Source organism: Pseudomonas sp. L-22-4S-12 (assembly GCF_009799935.1).
GTDB lineage: Bacteria > Pseudomonadota > Gammaproteobacteria > Pseudomonadales > Pseudomonadaceae > Aquipseudomonas.
Genome location: NZ_WELL01000001.1, coordinates 274940 through 289721, shown reverse-complemented (window position 1 = coordinate 289721; position 14782 = coordinate 274940). Strand labels below are relative to the sequence as shown.

The 14782-nt window shown below is 68.5% G+C and carries 15 protein-coding genes; 9 read left to right on the top strand and 6 right to left on the bottom strand.

The features are described 5' to 3' along the window. Positions 1-117: 117 nt before the first annotated feature. The 4 genes from F3I16_RS01375 to F3I16_RS01360 form a co-directional block, all read right to left on the bottom strand. Positions 118-852, bottom strand: a complete 735-nt coding sequence (locus tag F3I16_RS01375) for an amino acid ABC transporter ATP-binding protein (protein WP_160491991.1) — start codon at positions 850-852, stop codon at positions 118-120. Further along, positions 849-1517 (bottom strand): ABC transporter permease subunit, encoded by a 669-nt coding sequence (locus tag F3I16_RS01370; protein ID WP_178116643.1) that lies wholly within the window; start codon positions 1515-1517, stop codon positions 849-851. Before F3I16_RS01370 ends, F3I16_RS01375 begins: the two co-directional genes overlap by 4 nt. Beyond that, a complete protein-coding gene (locus tag F3I16_RS01365; RefSeq protein ID WP_160491989.1) occupies positions 1514-2260 on the bottom strand; it encodes an amino acid ABC transporter permease in 747 nt (248 codons plus the stop codon). Before F3I16_RS01365 ends, F3I16_RS01370 begins: the two co-directional genes overlap by 4 nt. Before the next feature lie 172 nt (positions 2261-2432). Then, positions 2433-3347: a glutamate/aspartate ABC transporter substrate-binding protein gene (locus tag F3I16_RS01360; RefSeq protein WP_160491988.1), complete on the bottom strand. Its 915-nt coding sequence runs from the start codon at positions 3345-3347 to the stop codon at positions 2433-2435. 529 nt (positions 3348-3876) lie between these two features. Here F3I16_RS01360 and F3I16_RS01355 point away from each other — a divergent pair. The 8 genes from F3I16_RS01355 to F3I16_RS01320 all read left to right on the top strand — a co-directional run bounded on the left by F3I16_RS01355 (position 3877) and on the right by F3I16_RS01320 (position 11621). Further along, positions 3877-4836 carry a hypothetical protein gene (locus F3I16_RS01355; RefSeq protein WP_160491987.1) on the top strand — a complete coding sequence of 320 codons (960 nt, stop codon included), beginning with the start codon at positions 3877-3879 and terminating at the stop codon, positions 4834-4836. Positions 4837-5025: 189 nt separating this feature from the next. Further along, the gene (gene purE, locus F3I16_RS01350; protein WP_160488159.1) at positions 5026-5514 is read left to right on the top strand and encodes a 5-(carboxyamino)imidazole ribonucleotide mutase; all 489 of its coding nucleotides are present in this window, start codon (positions 5026-5028) and stop codon (positions 5512-5514) included. A gap of 16 nt (positions 5515-5530) precedes the next feature. Continuing rightward, the gene (locus F3I16_RS01345; RefSeq protein WP_160491986.1) at positions 5531-6616 is read left to right on the top strand and encodes a 5-(carboxyamino)imidazole ribonucleotide synthase; all 1086 of its coding nucleotides are present in this window, start codon (positions 5531-5533) and stop codon (positions 6614-6616) included. A gap of 58 nt (positions 6617-6674) precedes the next feature. Next, on the top strand, positions 6675-7208 hold the full coding sequence (locus F3I16_RS01340; RefSeq protein WP_160491985.1) for a DUF3299 domain-containing protein: 534 nt from the start codon (positions 6675-6677) through the stop codon (positions 7206-7208). Positions 7209-7353: 145 nt separating this feature from the next. Then, on the top strand, positions 7354-8505 hold the full coding sequence (locus tag F3I16_RS01335; RefSeq protein WP_160491984.1) for an efflux RND transporter periplasmic adaptor subunit: 1152 nt from the start codon (positions 7354-7356) through the stop codon (positions 8503-8505). Further along, a complete protein-coding gene (locus F3I16_RS01330; protein ID WP_160491983.1) occupies positions 8502-9185 on the top strand; it encodes an ABC transporter ATP-binding protein in 684 nt (227 codons plus the stop codon). Before F3I16_RS01335 ends, F3I16_RS01330 begins: the two co-directional genes overlap by 4 nt. Next, positions 9185-10396 carry an ABC transporter permease gene (locus tag F3I16_RS01325; protein WP_160491982.1) on the top strand — a complete coding sequence of 404 codons (1212 nt, stop codon included), beginning with the start codon at positions 9185-9187 and terminating at the stop codon, positions 10394-10396. The genes F3I16_RS01330 and F3I16_RS01325 overlap by 1 nt, the downstream gene beginning before the upstream one ends. Positions 10397-10424: 28 nt before the next feature. Continuing rightward, on the top strand, positions 10425-11621 hold the full coding sequence (locus F3I16_RS01320) for an ABC transporter permease (RefSeq protein WP_160492880.1): 1197 nt from the start codon (positions 10425-10427) through the stop codon (positions 11619-11621). 33 nt (positions 11622-11654) lie between these two features. Here F3I16_RS01320 and F3I16_RS01315 read toward each other — a convergent pair whose 3' ends face one another. Next, positions 11655-12557, bottom strand: coding sequence for a D-hexose-6-phosphate mutarotase (locus F3I16_RS01315; RefSeq protein ID WP_160491981.1), 903 nt, complete (start codon positions 12555-12557; stop codon positions 11655-11657). Between the two features lie 188 nt (positions 12558-12745). Continuing rightward, positions 12746-13150 (bottom strand): acyl-CoA thioesterase, encoded by a 405-nt coding sequence (locus F3I16_RS01310; protein ID WP_160077719.1) that lies wholly within the window; start codon positions 13148-13150, stop codon positions 12746-12748. A 305-nt stretch (positions 13151-13455) separates the two neighbouring features. Between F3I16_RS01310 and F3I16_RS01305 the strand changes: the two genes are divergently transcribed. Continuing rightward, positions 13456-14763, top strand: a complete 1308-nt coding sequence (locus F3I16_RS01305; protein ID WP_160491980.1) for an MFS transporter — start codon at positions 13456-13458, stop codon at positions 14761-14763. The last annotated feature ends 19 nt before the right edge of the window (positions 14764-14782 follow it).

The following is a 14782-nucleotide window of genomic DNA, read 5'->3' as shown; positions in this document are numbered from 1 at the left end:
CTAGAGCCAGGCAAGGCGAAATTGGGCGAGGGCGCGGAGTTTACGAGCTGTAAATGAGCAGCCCGAGCCCGATTTCAACGCAGCATGGCCGACGATCAAGAGATCCCAGACGGGTTCTCAGTGCTGGAGGATCTTGGCGAGAAATTGCTGGGCCCGCTCGGAACGGGCGTTGATGTCACCGAAGAATTCCTCCTTGGCGCAGTCTTCGACGATCTGCCCGCGATCCATGAAGATCACCCGGTCGGCGACCTTGCGCGCGAAGCCCATCTCGTGGGTCACGCACATCATGGTCATGCCCTCGTTGGCCAGCTGCACCATGACGTCGAGCACCTCGTTGACCATCTCCGGGTCGAGTGCCGAGGTCGGTTCGTCGAACAGCATCACCACCGGGTCCATGGCCAGGGCGCGGGCGATCGCCACCCGCTGCTGCTGGCCGCCGGAGAGTTGCCCCGGGTGCTTGTGCGCATGGGCGGCGAGGCCGACCCGGTCGAGCAGCTTGAGACCCTTCTCGCTGGCCTCGGCCTTGCTGCGGCCGAGCACCTTGACCTGGGCGATGGTCAGGTTCTCGGCGATGGTCAGGTGCGGGAACAGCTCGAAGTGCTGGAACACCATGCCGACCCGCGAGCGCAGCTTGGGCAGGTTGGTCTTGCTGTCGGCGATGGAGGTGCCGTCGACCACGATGTCGCCCTTCTGGAAGGCTTCCAGGGCGTTGACGCACTTGATCAGGGTCGACTTGCCCGAGCCGGACGGCCCGCACACCACCACCACTTCGCCCTTCTGCACCTCGGTGCTGCAGTCGGTCAGCACCTGGAAGTCGCCATACCACTTGTTGACGTTCTGGATGGAAATCATACGGCTAACCTCTTTTGCAGGAACTTGACCGCCTGCGAGGCGGCGAAGCTGAGGGTGAAGTACACCAGGCCGGCGAAGATCAGGAATTCATGGGCCTGGCCGAGGATGTCGCCGCGCGAGCGGGCGGCGTTGAGGAAGTCCATCAGGCCCACGGTGTAGACCAGCGAGGTGTCCTGAAACAGGATGATGCTTTGCTGCAGCAGCAGCGGGGTCATCTTGCGGAAGGCCTGCGGCAGGATGATCAGGCGCATGCTCTGCGCGTAGCTCATGCCCAGCGCGCTGGCGGCGCCCATCTGGCCCTTGGGGATGGCCTGGATGCCGGCGCGGACGATCTCGCAGAAGTACGCCGCCTCGAACATCACGAAGGCCACCAGGCACGAGGTGAAGGCGCCCACCGGGGTGTCTTCGCCGGTGATCCAGCGCAGCAGGAAGGGCACCATGAAGTAGAACCAGGTGATCACCAGCAGCAGCGGGATGGAGCGGAAGTAGCTGACGTAGGTGGCCGCGGCCTTGGCCAGCAGCTTGTTGTGCGACAGCCGCGCCATGGCCAGCAGGGTGCCCAGCAGCACGCCGCCGAGCACGCCGAGCAGCATCAGCTGCAGGGTCATGGCCATGCCCTGCCAGAGGCCCGGCAGGGCCGGGAGGATCGCGCTGAAGTCCATTATTTGCCTCCCATGGCGATCAGCCCCGGCACCGCCACGCGCTTCTCGATCAGGCGCATCAGCAGCATCAGGCTCATGTTCAGGGTGAAGTAGATCAGCGTGGCCAGGGTGAAGGCCTCGAACAGGTTGGCGCTGAACTCGGCGGTCTGCTTGGTCTGCGCCAGCAGCTCCATCAGGCCGATCAAGGACGCCACCGAGGAGTTCTTGAAGATGTTGAGGAACTCGCTGGTCAGCGGCGGAATGATGATGCGGTAGGCCTGCGGCAGCAGCACGTCGCGGTAGATCTGCGCCAGGCTGAAGCCCAGGGCGTAGCCGGCGGCCAGCTGGCCCTTGGGCAGCGCCTGGATGCCGGTGCGCACCTGCTCGCAGACCCGCGCGGCGGTGAACAGGCCGAGGCAGACCACCACGCTGAGGTAGGCCGAGGTGGCGGGGTTGAGGTCCTGCTTGAACCACATCTCCAGCGGCTCGGGCAGCAGGTCCGGCACCAGGAAGTACCAGAGAAACAGCTGCACCAGCAGCGGCACGTTGCGAAACAGCTCCACGTAGCAGGTGGCGAAGCCGCTCAACCAGCGGTTCGGCACGGTGCGCAGCACGCCGAGCAGCGAGCCCAGCGCCAGGGCGATCAGCCAGCCGGCCAGGGCGATGGCGAGGGTCCAGCCCAGGCCGGTGACGAACCAGTCCAGGTAGATCTCGCTGCCGATGCCGGTGGACTTGAAGAACACGCTCCAGTCCCAGTTGTAATTCATGTGGGTTTCCCCTCGGGTAAAGCCGATGCAAGGCCCAGGCGGACGGGTGGCCGGGTACTCGCGTACCCCCGTCGCGGGTGGCGGCGGTGCCCCTGTCCTATCTGGCGAAGGCGGGGGCGGTCGCCCCCTGGTTCCCGCACCGCGCCTCTCGTGAAGGCGCGGTGGCACCGTGTCAGAGCTGCTCGGCAGCCTTGTCGGTGGGGTTGGCGACCAGCTTCTTCAGCTCGTCGCTCATCGGGAAATTGAGGTTCAGGCCCTTGGGCGGGACCGGGTTGAGGAACCACTTGTCGTAGATGGCGTTGACTTCACCGGACTTGAAGGTGGCGGTGAGGGCGTCGTCGACCACTTTCTTGAACGCCGGGTCGCCCTTGCGCACCATGCAGCCGTAGATCTCGTAGGACTGCGGGGTGCCGACCACGTGCCAGTCGGCCGGCTGCTTGGCCTTGGCCATTTCGCCGGCGAGCAGGGCGTCGTCCATCATGAAGGCCACGGCGCGGCCGGATTCGAGCATCAGGAACGACTCGCCGTGGTCCTTGGCCGAGATGATGTTCATGCCCATCTGCTGCTCGGCGTTCATCGACTTGAGCAGGCGCTCGGAGGTGGTGCCGGCGGTGGTCACCACATTCTTGCCCTTGAGGTCGGCGAAGTCTTTGATGCCGGTGGTCTTCTTCGCCAGCAGGCGGGTGCCGACCTCGAAGATGCCGACCGAGAAGTCCACCTGCTGCTGGCGCTCGACGTTGTTGGTGGTGGAGCCGCACTCCAGGTCGACGGTGCCGTTCTGCACCAGCGGGATGCGGGTCTGCGAGGTCACCAGGTTGTAGCGCACCTTCAGCTCGGGCAGGCCCAGCTTCTGCTTGAGCGCCTCGACCACTTTCAGCTGCAGGTCGTGGGAGTAGCCTTCCGGCTGTTGCGGGTCGCTGCCGAAGTAGGAAAAGGGGATGGACGAGTCGCGGTGGCCGAGGACGATGGTGCCGCTGTCCTTGATCTTCTTCAGGGTGCCGGTCAGTTCCTCGGCCAGCGCCGGGGAGCTGCACAGGGAGGCGGCCAGGGCGATGCCGACGGCGCGGGAGAGATTGCTCTTGAACATGCTGATCCTCACTCTTGTTGTTATGCGGGTGGCCGTCGGGGTGCGGCGCGGTGCCCGTGGGTGGTGGAAGGCGCGTGGCATTCCTGCAGTGAGGTAGAGCAGGTTGTGTGCCAGGCTTTCGGCATGGCTCGTGTTCTATCTAAGTTATTGAAAATAAACGATTAAATAATATTTTGCGATGAGCCGCGGCAGCCGCCGCGTTCGCCCTGGCGAACCGGGCGCCATGCCGCGTTCGGTTAGCCGAACGCGCAGCGGGCCCTACGGCTGCCTGCCTCTGCCTTAACGATCATTCCCACGAACGCCCAGGCAACTCCGAGCGCCCCATCAGGAGGGTGGGTGGAATCGCTGCGTGGGGGGTTGAGCCGCAGGGATGCGTGATAACTGCATGGATGTAGGAGTTGGAGCGCCGCAGGATGCCAAAGCCGAAAGGCGTATAGGGCTACGCCGATCCGTATGTGACCGCGGACAATGCGCAGTCCGGGTGGGTCCGATAGCATGCACGGCCCTGTTATTGCTCAAGGATGGAGCCATGCGCCGTTTGCGCTTACTTTTCCTGCCCCTCTGCCTGTTGCTCACCGCCTGTGACCGTGACGAGCTGGTGCTGCACTTCGATACGCCGATCAGCACACTGACGGGCGGCATTGAGCCCGCCTTGCGTGAGTCCCTGGAACAGGCCCTGCAGGAGCAGCACTTCGATGCTGAGCAGTTCGACCTTGAGCTGCTCGAAAATGAACAATCGCTGCGGGTGAGCTTTGCCGAGCCGCTGGATGCTGCGCGGCGTCAGGCCGTGCAGGGCTACTTTGCCGGCCGCCTGGAAGCGCGCAAGCAGTGGTCTGGCAAGCTGACTCTGGAGATTCAGCCGGAGCGGCTCGATGAGCACCTGGCGCAAACCACCGGCGGGTTGCTGGCGAAGGAGCAGCGCGAGCAACTGCGCAAGAGGGCCGAGGCTATGCGGCGTCAGTTCGAGAGCCAGCTGACCTTCCATGGCGAGGCCGAGCTGGTCTATTCGGCACGCGAGCAAGACTTCCCGCTGGCGACCAGTTCGGATGAAACCTTCTGTCAGCTCTCTGCAATCCTGGATAAGCCGCTGCCTGAGATCAGCTACCGCCTGCAAGCAGGCGGCAACGATGTTCTGCTTAACGACTTCTTCCAGATGGTGGGCCGTATTGCACCCATCTCGATTCCCCATCGCATGCAGTTTGCCGATGCCAACCTGCAGGCCATCATGGACGCCGCTGCAGTGAGCTATGTGCTGCGGCCGATTCCGTGGGCCAAGGAAGGCGATAAGCGCCTGCGCATGATGACGTTCCAATTCGGCAGCGTCGGTATGGTCACCCATATGGACGGTATGGTGACGGGCTCCCTGGAGCGCTACGAGCGTGAATGCCTGCAGCGGATCATCGACGCCGGTCGGCCGTTCACCTACTTCTATGGCAAGACCCTGGATCGGATGCATACGGTCGACTACTTCTTCCAGGAAGCGTCCTGAGCGGACCTGCTGCCGCTTCGGCGCCAAGAGGACGAACGGTAAAGCCGGAGGCGCGCGGGTTTACGCTTTCCGGTATACTGCGCCGCCTCCAGGCCCCATGCGGCCTGGCCCGCACATAACAAGCCACGCCCGATGCGTGGCTTGTTGGTTTTTGTCGCGCCGACAGGCGCCCGAGTCAGAGGCAAAACGATGAGCGCACTGGTTGGCGTGATCATGGGCTCCAAGTCCGATTGGAGCACCCTCAGTCACACCGCAGACATGCTGGAAAAGCTGGGCATTCCCTATGAAGTGAAGGTGGTTTCCGCCCACCGCACCCCGGACCTGCTCTTCCAGTACGCCGAACAGGCCGACAGCCGTGGCATCCAGGTGATCATCGCCGGTGCCGGTGGCGCGGCGCACCTGCCGGGCATGTGTGCGGCCAAGACCCACCTGCCGGTGCTCGGTGTGCCGGTGCAGTCGGCCGTGCTGTCGGGCGTCGACTCGCTGCTGTCGATCGTGCAGATGCCGGCCGGCATCCCGGTCGCCACCCTGGCCATCGGCAAGGCCGGAGCGATCAACGCCGCGCTGCTGGCGGCGAGCATCCTCGGTCACCAGCACCCGCAATTCCACGCGGCGCTGCAGCAGTTCCGCACCGAGCAGACCGAAGCGGTGCTGGAAAACCCGGATCCGCGTTCCTGATAGGGGCTCAGAAGCTATGAAGATCGGTGTGATTGGTGGCGGCCAGCTGGGCCGCATGCTGGCGCTGGCGGGCACTCCGCTGGGCATGAGTTTCGCCTTCCTCGACCCGGCGCCGGACGCCTGTGCCCAGGCCCTGGGCGAGCACCTGCGCGGCGATTACAACGACCACGAGCACCTGCGCCGCCTGGCCGATGACGTCGACCTGGTGACCTTCGAGTTCGAGAGCGTGCCGGCCGAGACCGTGGCCTTCCTCTCCCAGTTCGTGCCGGTCTACCCGAGCGCCGAAGCGCTGCGTATCGCCCGCGACCGCTGGTTCGAGAAGTCGCTGTTCAAGGACCTTGGCATCCCCACCCCGGACTTCGCCGATATCCAGTCCCAGGCCGATCTCGATGCCGCGGTAGCCGCCATCGGCCTGCCGGCGGTGCTGAAGACTCGCACCCTGGGCTATGACGGCAAGGGCCAGAAGGTCCTGCGCCAGGCTGAGGATGTGGTCGGCGCCTTTGCCGAGCTGGGCAGCGTGCCGTGCATCCTCGAAGGCTTCGTGCCGTTCACCGGCGAAGTGTCGCTGGTGGCCGTGCGTGGTCGCGATGACGAGACGCGCTTCTACCCGCTGGTGCACAACCGCCACGACAGCGGCGTGCTGGCCCTGTCCATCGCCAGCACCGCGCATCCGCTGCAGGCCCTGGCCGAGGACTATGTCGGCCGCGTGCTCAAGCAGCTGGATTACGTCGGCGTGCTGGCCTTCGAATTCTTCGAAGTCGACGGCGGCCTGAAGGCCAACGAGATCGCCCCGCGCGTGCACAACTCCGGGCACTGGACCATCGAAGGCGCCGAGTGCAGCCAGTTCGAGAACCACCTGCGCGCCGTCACCGGCCTGCCGCTGGGCTCCACGGCCAAGGTCGGCGAGAGCGCCATGCTCAACTTCCTCGGCGAAGTGCCGGAGGTGGGCAAGGTCACGGCGATTGCCGATTGCCACCTGCACCACTACGGCAAGGCCTTCAAGGCCGGGCGCAAGGTCGGCCACGCCACCCTGCGCTGTGCCGACATGGCCACGCTGAAGGCGCGCATCGCCGAAGTCGAAGCGCTGATCGAACCCGCCTGAGGCCCGTGAGGCTGCGCCCCGGCGCAGCCTTGTCGTTCACGCCCCATCGAGAACCCCCATGCGCCGAATCCTGCTTGCCCTGCTGCTGATGCCGTTGCTGGCCCTGGCCGAACCGCGGGAAACCGACTGGCTGGAGCTGATGCCGCGCGAGGACCAGAAGGCCCTCGAAGCCATGCCGGAAATCAGCCACGAGACGCCGGAAGGCGCCGGTACCTTCGGCCAGCAGGGCGGCCTCAAGCAGCAGGCCAAGGACCTGCCGGCGGTGATGTACTCGAGCAAGACCGTGCCCCACCTCAACGGCAAGCTGGTACGCCTGGGCGGCTACCCGGTGCCCCTGGAAAGCGACGCCGAGGGCCGCAGCACCCTGTTCTTCCTGGTGCCCTATCCGGGCGCCTGCATCCACGTGCCGCCACCGCCGCCGAACCAGATCATCCTGGTGCGTCCGGCCAAGGCCATCCTCCTCGAAGACATCTATGCGCCGCTGTGGGTCAGCGGCACCCTGAAGATCGAGGCGGTCAGCAATGACCTGGCCGATGCCGCCTACACCATCAGCGGCGGCGAAGTGCGCCTGGTCGAGGAAGAAGACCTGTAACCCCGCGCCCCGCGTGGGGCCTGGTGCGCGCGGCGCACCCTACGCCAGCGGCGTTGCCCCTTCGCCCGCGCCCATACCGGCTCATCTCTGGCACAGCCGCCCCACCAGCGCCTAGTCTGATTGGACTGGAGCCTGGGAGATGGGCATGCGCAAACTGTTATTCGGCGTCCCGCTGCTGCTGGTGCTGGGTCTGTTGCTGTGGTGGTGGAGCCGGCCCGAGCCGCTGCCGGTGCGCCTGGTGGCGGTCGAGCGCGGCACGGTGGAAACCCTGGTGGCCAATACCCGCGCCGGCACCCTCAAGGCCTGCCGGCGTTCGCGCCTGTCGTTCAACCTCGGCGGCCAGGTCACCCAGCTGCTGGTCGACGAGGGCCAGCGCGTGCAGGCCGGCGAGGTGCTCCTGCGCCTGCGCCAGGATGACCGCCAGGCCCGGGTCAGCGAGGCCGAGGCGCGCCTGCGCGCGCAGCGCAATGCCCGCGAACAGCGTTGCCAGCAGGCCCATCTGGAACAGCGTGACCTCGAACGCCTGCGCCACCTGGCCGAGCGCAAGCTGGCCGCCGCCGACCGCCTGGACCAGGCCCAGACCCGTGCCAACCTGTCGGCCCTGGTGTGCGCGGCCAGCACCGCGCTGATCGCCGAGGCCGAATCCCAGCTGGAGCTGCAGCGCTCGCTGCTCGACCAGGCCACCCTGCGCGCGCCCTTCGCCGGCATAGTCGCGCAGATCAACGGCGAGCTGGGCGAGTACGTCACCCCCTCGCCACCGGGCATCCCCACGCCGCCGGCGGTGGACCTGATCGACGACAGCTGCCTGTACGTCGAGGCGCCGATCGACGAGGTGGACGCCGCCCGCGTGCGCCTCGGCATGCCGGTGCGGATCAGCCTGGACGCCTTTCGCGGCCGCCATTTCGCCGGCCAGGTCAGCCGTATCGCGCCCTTTGTCCGCGACCTGGAGAAGCAGGCGCGCACCGTCGACGTGGAGGTGCGCTTCGCCGAGGTGCCGCCCGAGGTGATCCTGCTCACCGGCTACAGCGCCGATGTGGAAATCCTCCTGGAGGAGAAGCGCGAGGTCCTGCGCGTGCCCACCGAAACCCTGCTCGACGGCCAGCGGCTGTACCGCTACGACGCCGCGGCCGGGCGCCTGCGCGAGACGCGCATCCGCAGTGGGCTGAGCAACTGGCGCTGGACCGAGGTGCAGGGCGGCATCGAGGCGGGCGCGCGGATCCTCGCCAGCCTGGACCAGGAGGGCCTGGCCGACGGCCTGGCGGTGCGCCCCGAGGAGGCGGCGGAGAGCCCGCCATGATCGAGCTGCGCGCAGTCAGCCGCTGCTTCCAGCTCGGCGATCAGCGGGTGATGGGCCTCGACGCGGTGGACCTGCAGGTGGCGGCCGGCGAGTACCTGGCGGTGACCGGGGCGTCCGGCTCGGGCAAGTCGACCCTGCTCAACATCCTCGGCCTGCTGGATGCCCCGGACAGCGGCGAGTACTGGCTGCGCGGCGAGGCCACGGCGACCCTCGACGAGGTGCGCCGCGCCGAGCTGCGCAGCCGCTGGATCGGCTTCGTGTTCCAGTCCTACCACCTGATCCCGCGCCTGACCGCGCGGGACAACATCGAGCTGCCGATGCTCCTGGCCGGCATCGAACCGGCCGAGCGCCGGCGCCGTAGCGCCAGGCTGATCGAGCGCCTGGGCCTCGGCGACCGCCAGGCCCACCGCCCCGGCGAGTTGTCCGGCGGCCAGCGCCAGCGCGTCGCCATCGCCCGCGCCATCGCCATGCAGCCGGCCCTGCTGCTGGCCGACGAGCCCACCGGCAACCTCGACAGCCACACCGGCGGCGAAGTGGTGGCGCTGCTCGAGGAGCTCAACGGCGAGGGCCTGACCCTGCTGGTGGTGACCCACGATCCGCAGCTGTCGCGGCGCGCCCGGCGCCAGCTGCTGATGCGCGACGGGCGCATCGTCGAAGACCGCCACCAGGAGCCGAACTGATGCGCGCCGCCGATGCCCTCGGCCTGTGCCTCGGCAGCCTGCGCGGGCACCGTTCGCGCAGCCTGATGCTGCTCCTGGCGGTGGCTATCGGGGTCGGCGCGGTGAGCCTGCTCACCGGCCTCGGCGAAGGCGCGCGCAGCTATGTCCTCGGCGAGTTCGCCGTGCTCGGGCGCAACACCCTGATCATTTTGCCCGGGCGCAAGGAAACCAGCGGCGGCATGCCGCCGATCACCGGCCTGGCGCCGCGCGACCTGACCCTGCAGGACGCCGCGGCCATCGCCCGCCTGCCCGCGGTGCTGCGGGTGGCGCCGCTGCAGGCCGGGCAGGTCGAGGTCAGCGTCGGCAACCGCAACCGCGAGGCCTTCACCCTCGGCACCAGCCAGCAGTTCTTCGCCATCCGCCAGCTCCAGGTCGGCCAGGGCCAGCCGCTGCCGGCGCTGGACTTCGGCGAGGCGCGGGCGGTCTGCGTGATCGGCGCCAAGCTGCGCCGCGAGCTGTTCGGCACGCGCCCGGCGCTGGGCGAGTGGCTGCGCGCCGGCGACCGGCGTTTCCGCGTGGTCGGCATCCTCGCCGAGCGCGGCGAATCGCTGGGCATGGATTTCGGCGAGATGCTGATCATCCCGGTGGCCAGCGCGCAGATGCTGTTCGACCGCGAGGGGCTGTTCCGCGTGTTCGCCGAGCTGCGCGGGCCCGGCCTGCTGGCCAGCGGCAAGCGGCAGATCATCGCGACCATCCGCGAGCGCCACGAGGGCGAGGACGACATCACCCTGATCGGCCAGGATGCCATGCTCGCCGCCTTCGCCGACATCCTCCGCGCGCTGACCCTGGCCCTGGCCGGGATCGCCGCCATCAGCCTGCTGGTGGCCGGCATCCTGATCATGAACGTGACCTGGATCGCGGTGAACCAGCGCACCGCCGAGATCGGTCTGCTCAAGGCCATCGGCGCCAGCGCGGCGCAGGTGCGCCTGCTGTTTCTCGGCGAGGCGGGGCTGCTGGCCGGCGCCGGCGCCCTGGCCGGGCTGGCGCTGGGCGAGGCGCTGCTGTGGCTGGGGCGCTGGATCTGGGATTTCCCCCTGCATGCGCCCTGGTGGGCGCGCCTCAGCGCGGCGCTGCTGGCGCTGGCCACGGCGCTGCTGTTCGCCTGGCTGCCGGCCAGCCGCGCGGCGGCGCTGCACCCGGTGGACGCCTTGCGTCCGCAGGCGGCGCGCTGATGGCCATGCTTGGCGGGAACCGGCCATGATGCGCCTGCGCGATGGCTTCGCCCTGACCGCCTCGGCGCTGACCAGCCGGCCGCTGCGCAGCCTGCTGACCCTGCTCGGGGTGGCCATCGGCATCGCCGCGGTGGCGCTGCTCACCGCCATCGGCGAGGGCCTGCGCGGCTACGTGCTGGACAACTTCTCGCAGTTCGGCACGCGGATCATCGCCATCCACCCGGGCAAGACCCAGACCGGCGGCCTGGGCGGCATCCTCAGCAGCGTGCGCCCGCTCAACCTGGGCGACGCCGCGGCCCTGGGCCGGCTGGCGCATGTCGAGGCGGTGGTGCCGATCATCCAGGGCAGCGGCGACATCCAGTACCAGCAGCGCTCGCGGCGCAGCGACATCATCGGCGGCGGCCACCAGCTGGCCGAGGCCTGGCGCTTTGAGCTGGCCCTCGGCCAGTTCCTGCCGCCGGCGCGCGACGGCCGTTCGCCGCCCTACGCGGTGCTCGGTTACACCCTGCACCGCGAGCTGTTCGGCGCGGCCAACCCGCTGGGCGAGCTGGTGCGCATCGGCGGCACGCGCTTCCGGGTGATCGGGGTGATGGCCGAGAAGGGCCAGCTGCTTGGCTTCGACCTCGACGACATCGCCTACATCCCGGTGGACTGGGCGCAGAGCCTGTTCAACCGCGAGGGGCTGATGGAGATCGACGTGGTGTTCAATGCCGGCACCGGCTCGGCGCCGCTGGCCGAGCGCATCCGCACGCTGCTGGTCGAACGGCACGGCGCCGAGGACTTCAACATCACCACCCAGGACGACATGCTTGCCAGCCTGGGGCGCATCCTCGCGGTGCTGACCCTGGCGGTCGGCGCCCTCGGCGGGGTTTCCCTGCTGGTGGGGGCGGTGGGCATCCTCACCATCATGACCACCACGGTCAGCGAACGCACCGCGGAGATCGGCCTGCTGCGCGCCATCGGCGCCAGCCCGCGGCAGGTGCTGGGGCTGTTTCTCGCCGAGGCCACCCTGCTGTCGCTGGCCGGCGGCCTGCTCGGCCTGCTGTTGCTGGCGTTGCTGCTCGGCGTGCTGCACCTGGCGGCGCCGGGCCTGCCGCTGGCCCTGCGCCCGGCGTTCCTGCTGCTGGCGCTGCTGCTGGCCGGGCTGATCGGCGTACTGGCCGGCATCGCTCCGGCGCGGGCGGCGGCGCGCCTGCACCCGGTGGAGGCGCTGCGCGGCGAATAGGCGCCTGCCCGCGCGGGGCTTAGAGCAGGTTTCCTAGAGCGCCTCGCTGCTGAGCGTTAGCCGCAGGCTGTGGGACTCGCCGGGGGCCAGGGTGACGATGTCGTCGCCGACGTTCGCCGTTTCGATGCACAGCATGCGCTGCCAGGCGTCCTCGGCGAATTGCGACAGGCGCCGGGCCTTGTCGATCCAGGGGTTCCAGACGATGGCCGAGTGCGAGCCCCAGGCATCCAGGTGGATGCGCCGCTGCCAGCCCGGATCGACGATGCTCAGGCGCGTCGGGGTGTCCAGGTAGATGCGGTCGGTTTCCCCGGCAAAGCCGAGGGCGCCGTGCTGCCGGTGCTGCTGCCAGTTGTCCAGGGTCTCGATATAACGGCAGCCGTCCAGGCCCTGCACGCTGACCTGGCGGATATCGCTGACGGCGAAGTAGCTGTGCAGCGCCTGGCTCAGCGCCAGCGGCTGCTCGCCGAGGTTGCGGCTGCCCAGCTTCAGGTGCAGCTGCTGGTCGAGGCGGATGCTCAGGTGCAGTTCGGCCGCATGCGGCCAGTCGGGCAGGGGATGCTGGCGGCTGTCGAAGACGAAGTTCAGGCTGACCGCGCCGTCGGCCTGCTCGATGCCCTGCAGCTGCCAGTCCAGGCCGCGCACCGCGCCATGCGCCGGGCTGATCGTGCCGCCGGCGTACTGCGCCTGCACCGCCGGCGGGTTGCGCCGCAGGTCGCCGAACCAGGGCCAGCACACCGGCACGCCGCCGCGCACCGACTGGCCGCGGTGGTAGGCGGCCTGCTCGCTGAGCCAGATGATCGGCGCCTGCGCGCCGTGCTGGTAATGCAGGATCTGCGCGCCCTGCTGGGCCACCAGCAGTTCGGCGTCGCCGACATGCACGCGCCAGCAGGTCAGTTCATCCAGCTCGACGCGTTCGACAGAGGGGAGGGCGTTCATCTCGGTATCCGCACGCTAAAAGTAGAGGTGTACCGCAGACTTCGGCGAAAGGCCAGTGCCGCGGCGCGGCGCGTGGGTGGGTGCGGCTTGTCGCTGCCGCCGGCGTGCTAGAGCGTCCGCGTGCCCCATGCGGGGCGGCGCGCGCCGGCAGCCGATGGCTGGTGCGCGGGCTGCGGCCTGGGGCCGGCTCAGCCGCGGCGCGGCGGTACCGGGCGGGTGCGGCCGCTGCCGTCGATGGCGACGAACACGAACACCGCCTCGGTGACCTTGCGCCACTCGCTGGACAGCGGGTCGTCGCTCCACACCTCGACCAGCATCTGGATCGAGCTGCGGCCGATTTCCAGGGCCTGGGTATAGAAGGACAGCTGCGCGCCGACGGCCACCGGGACCAGGAAGGCCATGCGGTCGATGGCCACGGTGGCCACCCGGCCGCCGGCGACCTTGCTGGCCATGGCGGTGCCGGCCAGATCCATCTGCGACACCAGCCAGCCGCCGAAAATATCGCCGAAGCCGTTGGTTTCGCGCGGCAGCGCGGTCAGCTGCAGGGCCAGATCGCCTTGCGGTATCGGATCTTCCTGTTCGAGCTCGATCATGGTGGGCCCCGTGCCGGTGTTCTTATGTTTGGAGTGGTATGGGAGATTCTGCAAAGGCTTGGCCGGCGGCCAGGCCTTTGCGCAATCGCCCGCGGCCCAGCGGGCCTGACGCGCAGTATATCGGGCGGCGCGTCAGACGACGACCGCCCGGTTCTGCATTTGTCGCCCGATTGTGCGGCCCAGACGGCGCTTTCGGCGCCCCGAAGCCTCGCGGCGACGGCAGGTCCTAAGACCGCTGCAATTTGCTATCGTGCCCCGGCTGCCGCTGGCAGCCGTCCCTCGACTCTTAGAAGAAGCTGCCGACCATGCCTTCCGTGCCCTCCAGCGCTGCGCCCGCGGCGCGCCCGTTGACCCGTGGCGATTACAAGACGCTGTCGCTGTCCGCCCTGGGCGGCGCCCTGGAATTCTACGATTTCATCATTTTCGTGTTCTTCGCCGCGGTGGTCGGCAAGCTGTTCTTCCCCGCCGACATGCCCGAGTGGCTGCGCCAGCTGCAGACCTTCGGCATCTTCGCCGCCGGCTACCTGGCGCGGCCGCTGGGCGGCATCATCCTGGCCCACTTCGGCGACCTGCTCGGGCGCAAGCGCATGTTCACCCTGAGCATCTTCCTGATGGCCGTGCCGACCCTGCTCATGGGCCTGCTGCCGACCTACGCGCAGATCGGCATCTGGGCCCCGCTGGCGCTGCTGGCGCTGCGCGTGGTGCAGGGCGCGGCGATTGGCGGCGAGGTGCCGGGGGCCTGGGTGTTCGTCGCCGAGCACGTGCCGGCGCGGCATGTCGGCTTCGCCTGCAGCACCCTGACCGCCGGGCTGACGGTGGGCATCCTGCTCGGCTCGCTGACCGCCAGCCTGATCAACCGGGTGTTCAGCCCCGAGGAGCTGGCGGCCTACGCCTGGCGCATCCCGTTCCTGGTCGGCGGGGTGTTCGGCCTGATTTCCGTGTACCTGCGCCGCTGGCTGCACGAGACCCCGGTGTTCGCCGAGATGCAGCTGCGCCAGGCGCTGGCCGCCGAGCTGCCGCTGAAGGCGGTGGTGCGCGAGCACAGGCCGGCGGTGTTGCTGTGCATGCTGCTGACCTGGGTGCTGTCGGCCGGCATAGTCGTGGTGATCCTCATGACCCCGAGCCTGCTGCAGACCCTGCATGGCTTCAAGCCGGCCGATGCGCTGCAGGCCAACAGCCTGGCCATCGTCTGCCTGAGCCTGGGCTGCGTGCTGGCCGGCTGGGCGGCCGACCGCTTCGGCGCCAGCCGGGTGTTCGTGCTCGGCGGCCTGCTGTTGCTGCTCAGCTCCTGGGCCTTCTACAGCAGCCTGGCCAGCCAGCCGCAACTGCTGCTGCCGCTGTACGCCCTGGCCGGCCTGGGCGTGGGCAGCATCGGCGCGATTCCGCTGGTGATGGTCCGCGCCTTCCCGGCCGTGGTGCGCTTCTCCGGGCTGTCGTTCTCCTACAACCTGGCCTATGCCATCTGCGGCGGGCTGACGCCGATCCTGGTCAGCCTGCTATTGAAGTGGAGCCCGCTGGGCCCGGCCTACTATGTCGGCGCCCTGTGCCTGCTGTTCATGCTGATCGGCGGCTGGCTGTGGCAGCGCCGCGATGCGGCGCAGGTGCTGGCGTAGGTTGGGTTGAGCGCAGCGA

Coding starts and splice junctions, on each gene's coding strand:
- F3I16_RS01375 (WP_160491991.1), bottom strand. CDS start 852: ATGATTTCCATCCAGAACGTCAACAAGTGGTATGGCGACTTCCAGGTG.
- F3I16_RS01365 (WP_160491989.1), bottom strand. CDS start 2,260: ATGAATTACAACTGGGACTGGAGCGTGTTCTTCAAGTCCACCGGCATC.
- F3I16_RS01360 (WP_160491988.1), bottom strand. CDS start 3,347: ATGTTCAAGAGCAATCTCTCCCGCGCCGTCGGCATCGCCCTGGCCGCC.
- F3I16_RS01355 (WP_160491987.1), top strand. CDS start 3,877: ATGCGCCGTTTGCGCTTACTTTTCCTGCCCCTCTGCCTGTTGCTCACC.
- purE (WP_160488159.1), top strand. CDS start 5,026: ATGAGCGCACTGGTTGGCGTGATCATGGGCTCCAAGTCCGATTGGAGC.
- F3I16_RS01345 (WP_160491986.1), top strand. CDS start 5,531: ATGAAGATCGGTGTGATTGGTGGCGGCCAGCTGGGCCGCATGCTGGCG.
- F3I16_RS01340 (WP_160491985.1), top strand. CDS start 6,675: ATGCGCCGAATCCTGCTTGCCCTGCTGCTGATGCCGTTGCTGGCCCTG.
- F3I16_RS01335 (WP_160491984.1), top strand. CDS start 7,354: ATGCGCAAACTGTTATTCGGCGTCCCGCTGCTGCTGGTGCTGGGTCTG.
- F3I16_RS01330 (WP_160491983.1), top strand. CDS start 8,502: ATGATCGAGCTGCGCGCAGTCAGCCGCTGCTTCCAGCTCGGCGATCAG.
- F3I16_RS01325 (WP_160491982.1), top strand. CDS start 9,185: ATGCGCGCCGCCGATGCCCTCGGCCTGTGCCTCGGCAGCCTGCGCGGG.
- F3I16_RS01320 (WP_160492880.1), top strand. CDS start 10,425: ATGCGCCTGCGCGATGGCTTCGCCCTGACCGCCTCGGCGCTGACCAGC.
- F3I16_RS01315 (WP_160491981.1), bottom strand. CDS start 12,557: ATGAACGCCCTCCCCTCTGTCGAACGCGTCGAGCTGGATGAACTGACC.
- F3I16_RS01310 (WP_160077719.1), bottom strand. CDS start 13,150: ATGATCGAGCTCGAACAGGAAGATCCGATACCGCAAGGCGATCTGGCC.
- F3I16_RS01305 (WP_160491980.1), top strand. CDS start 13,456: ATGCCTTCCGTGCCCTCCAGCGCTGCGCCCGCGGCGCGCCCGTTGACC.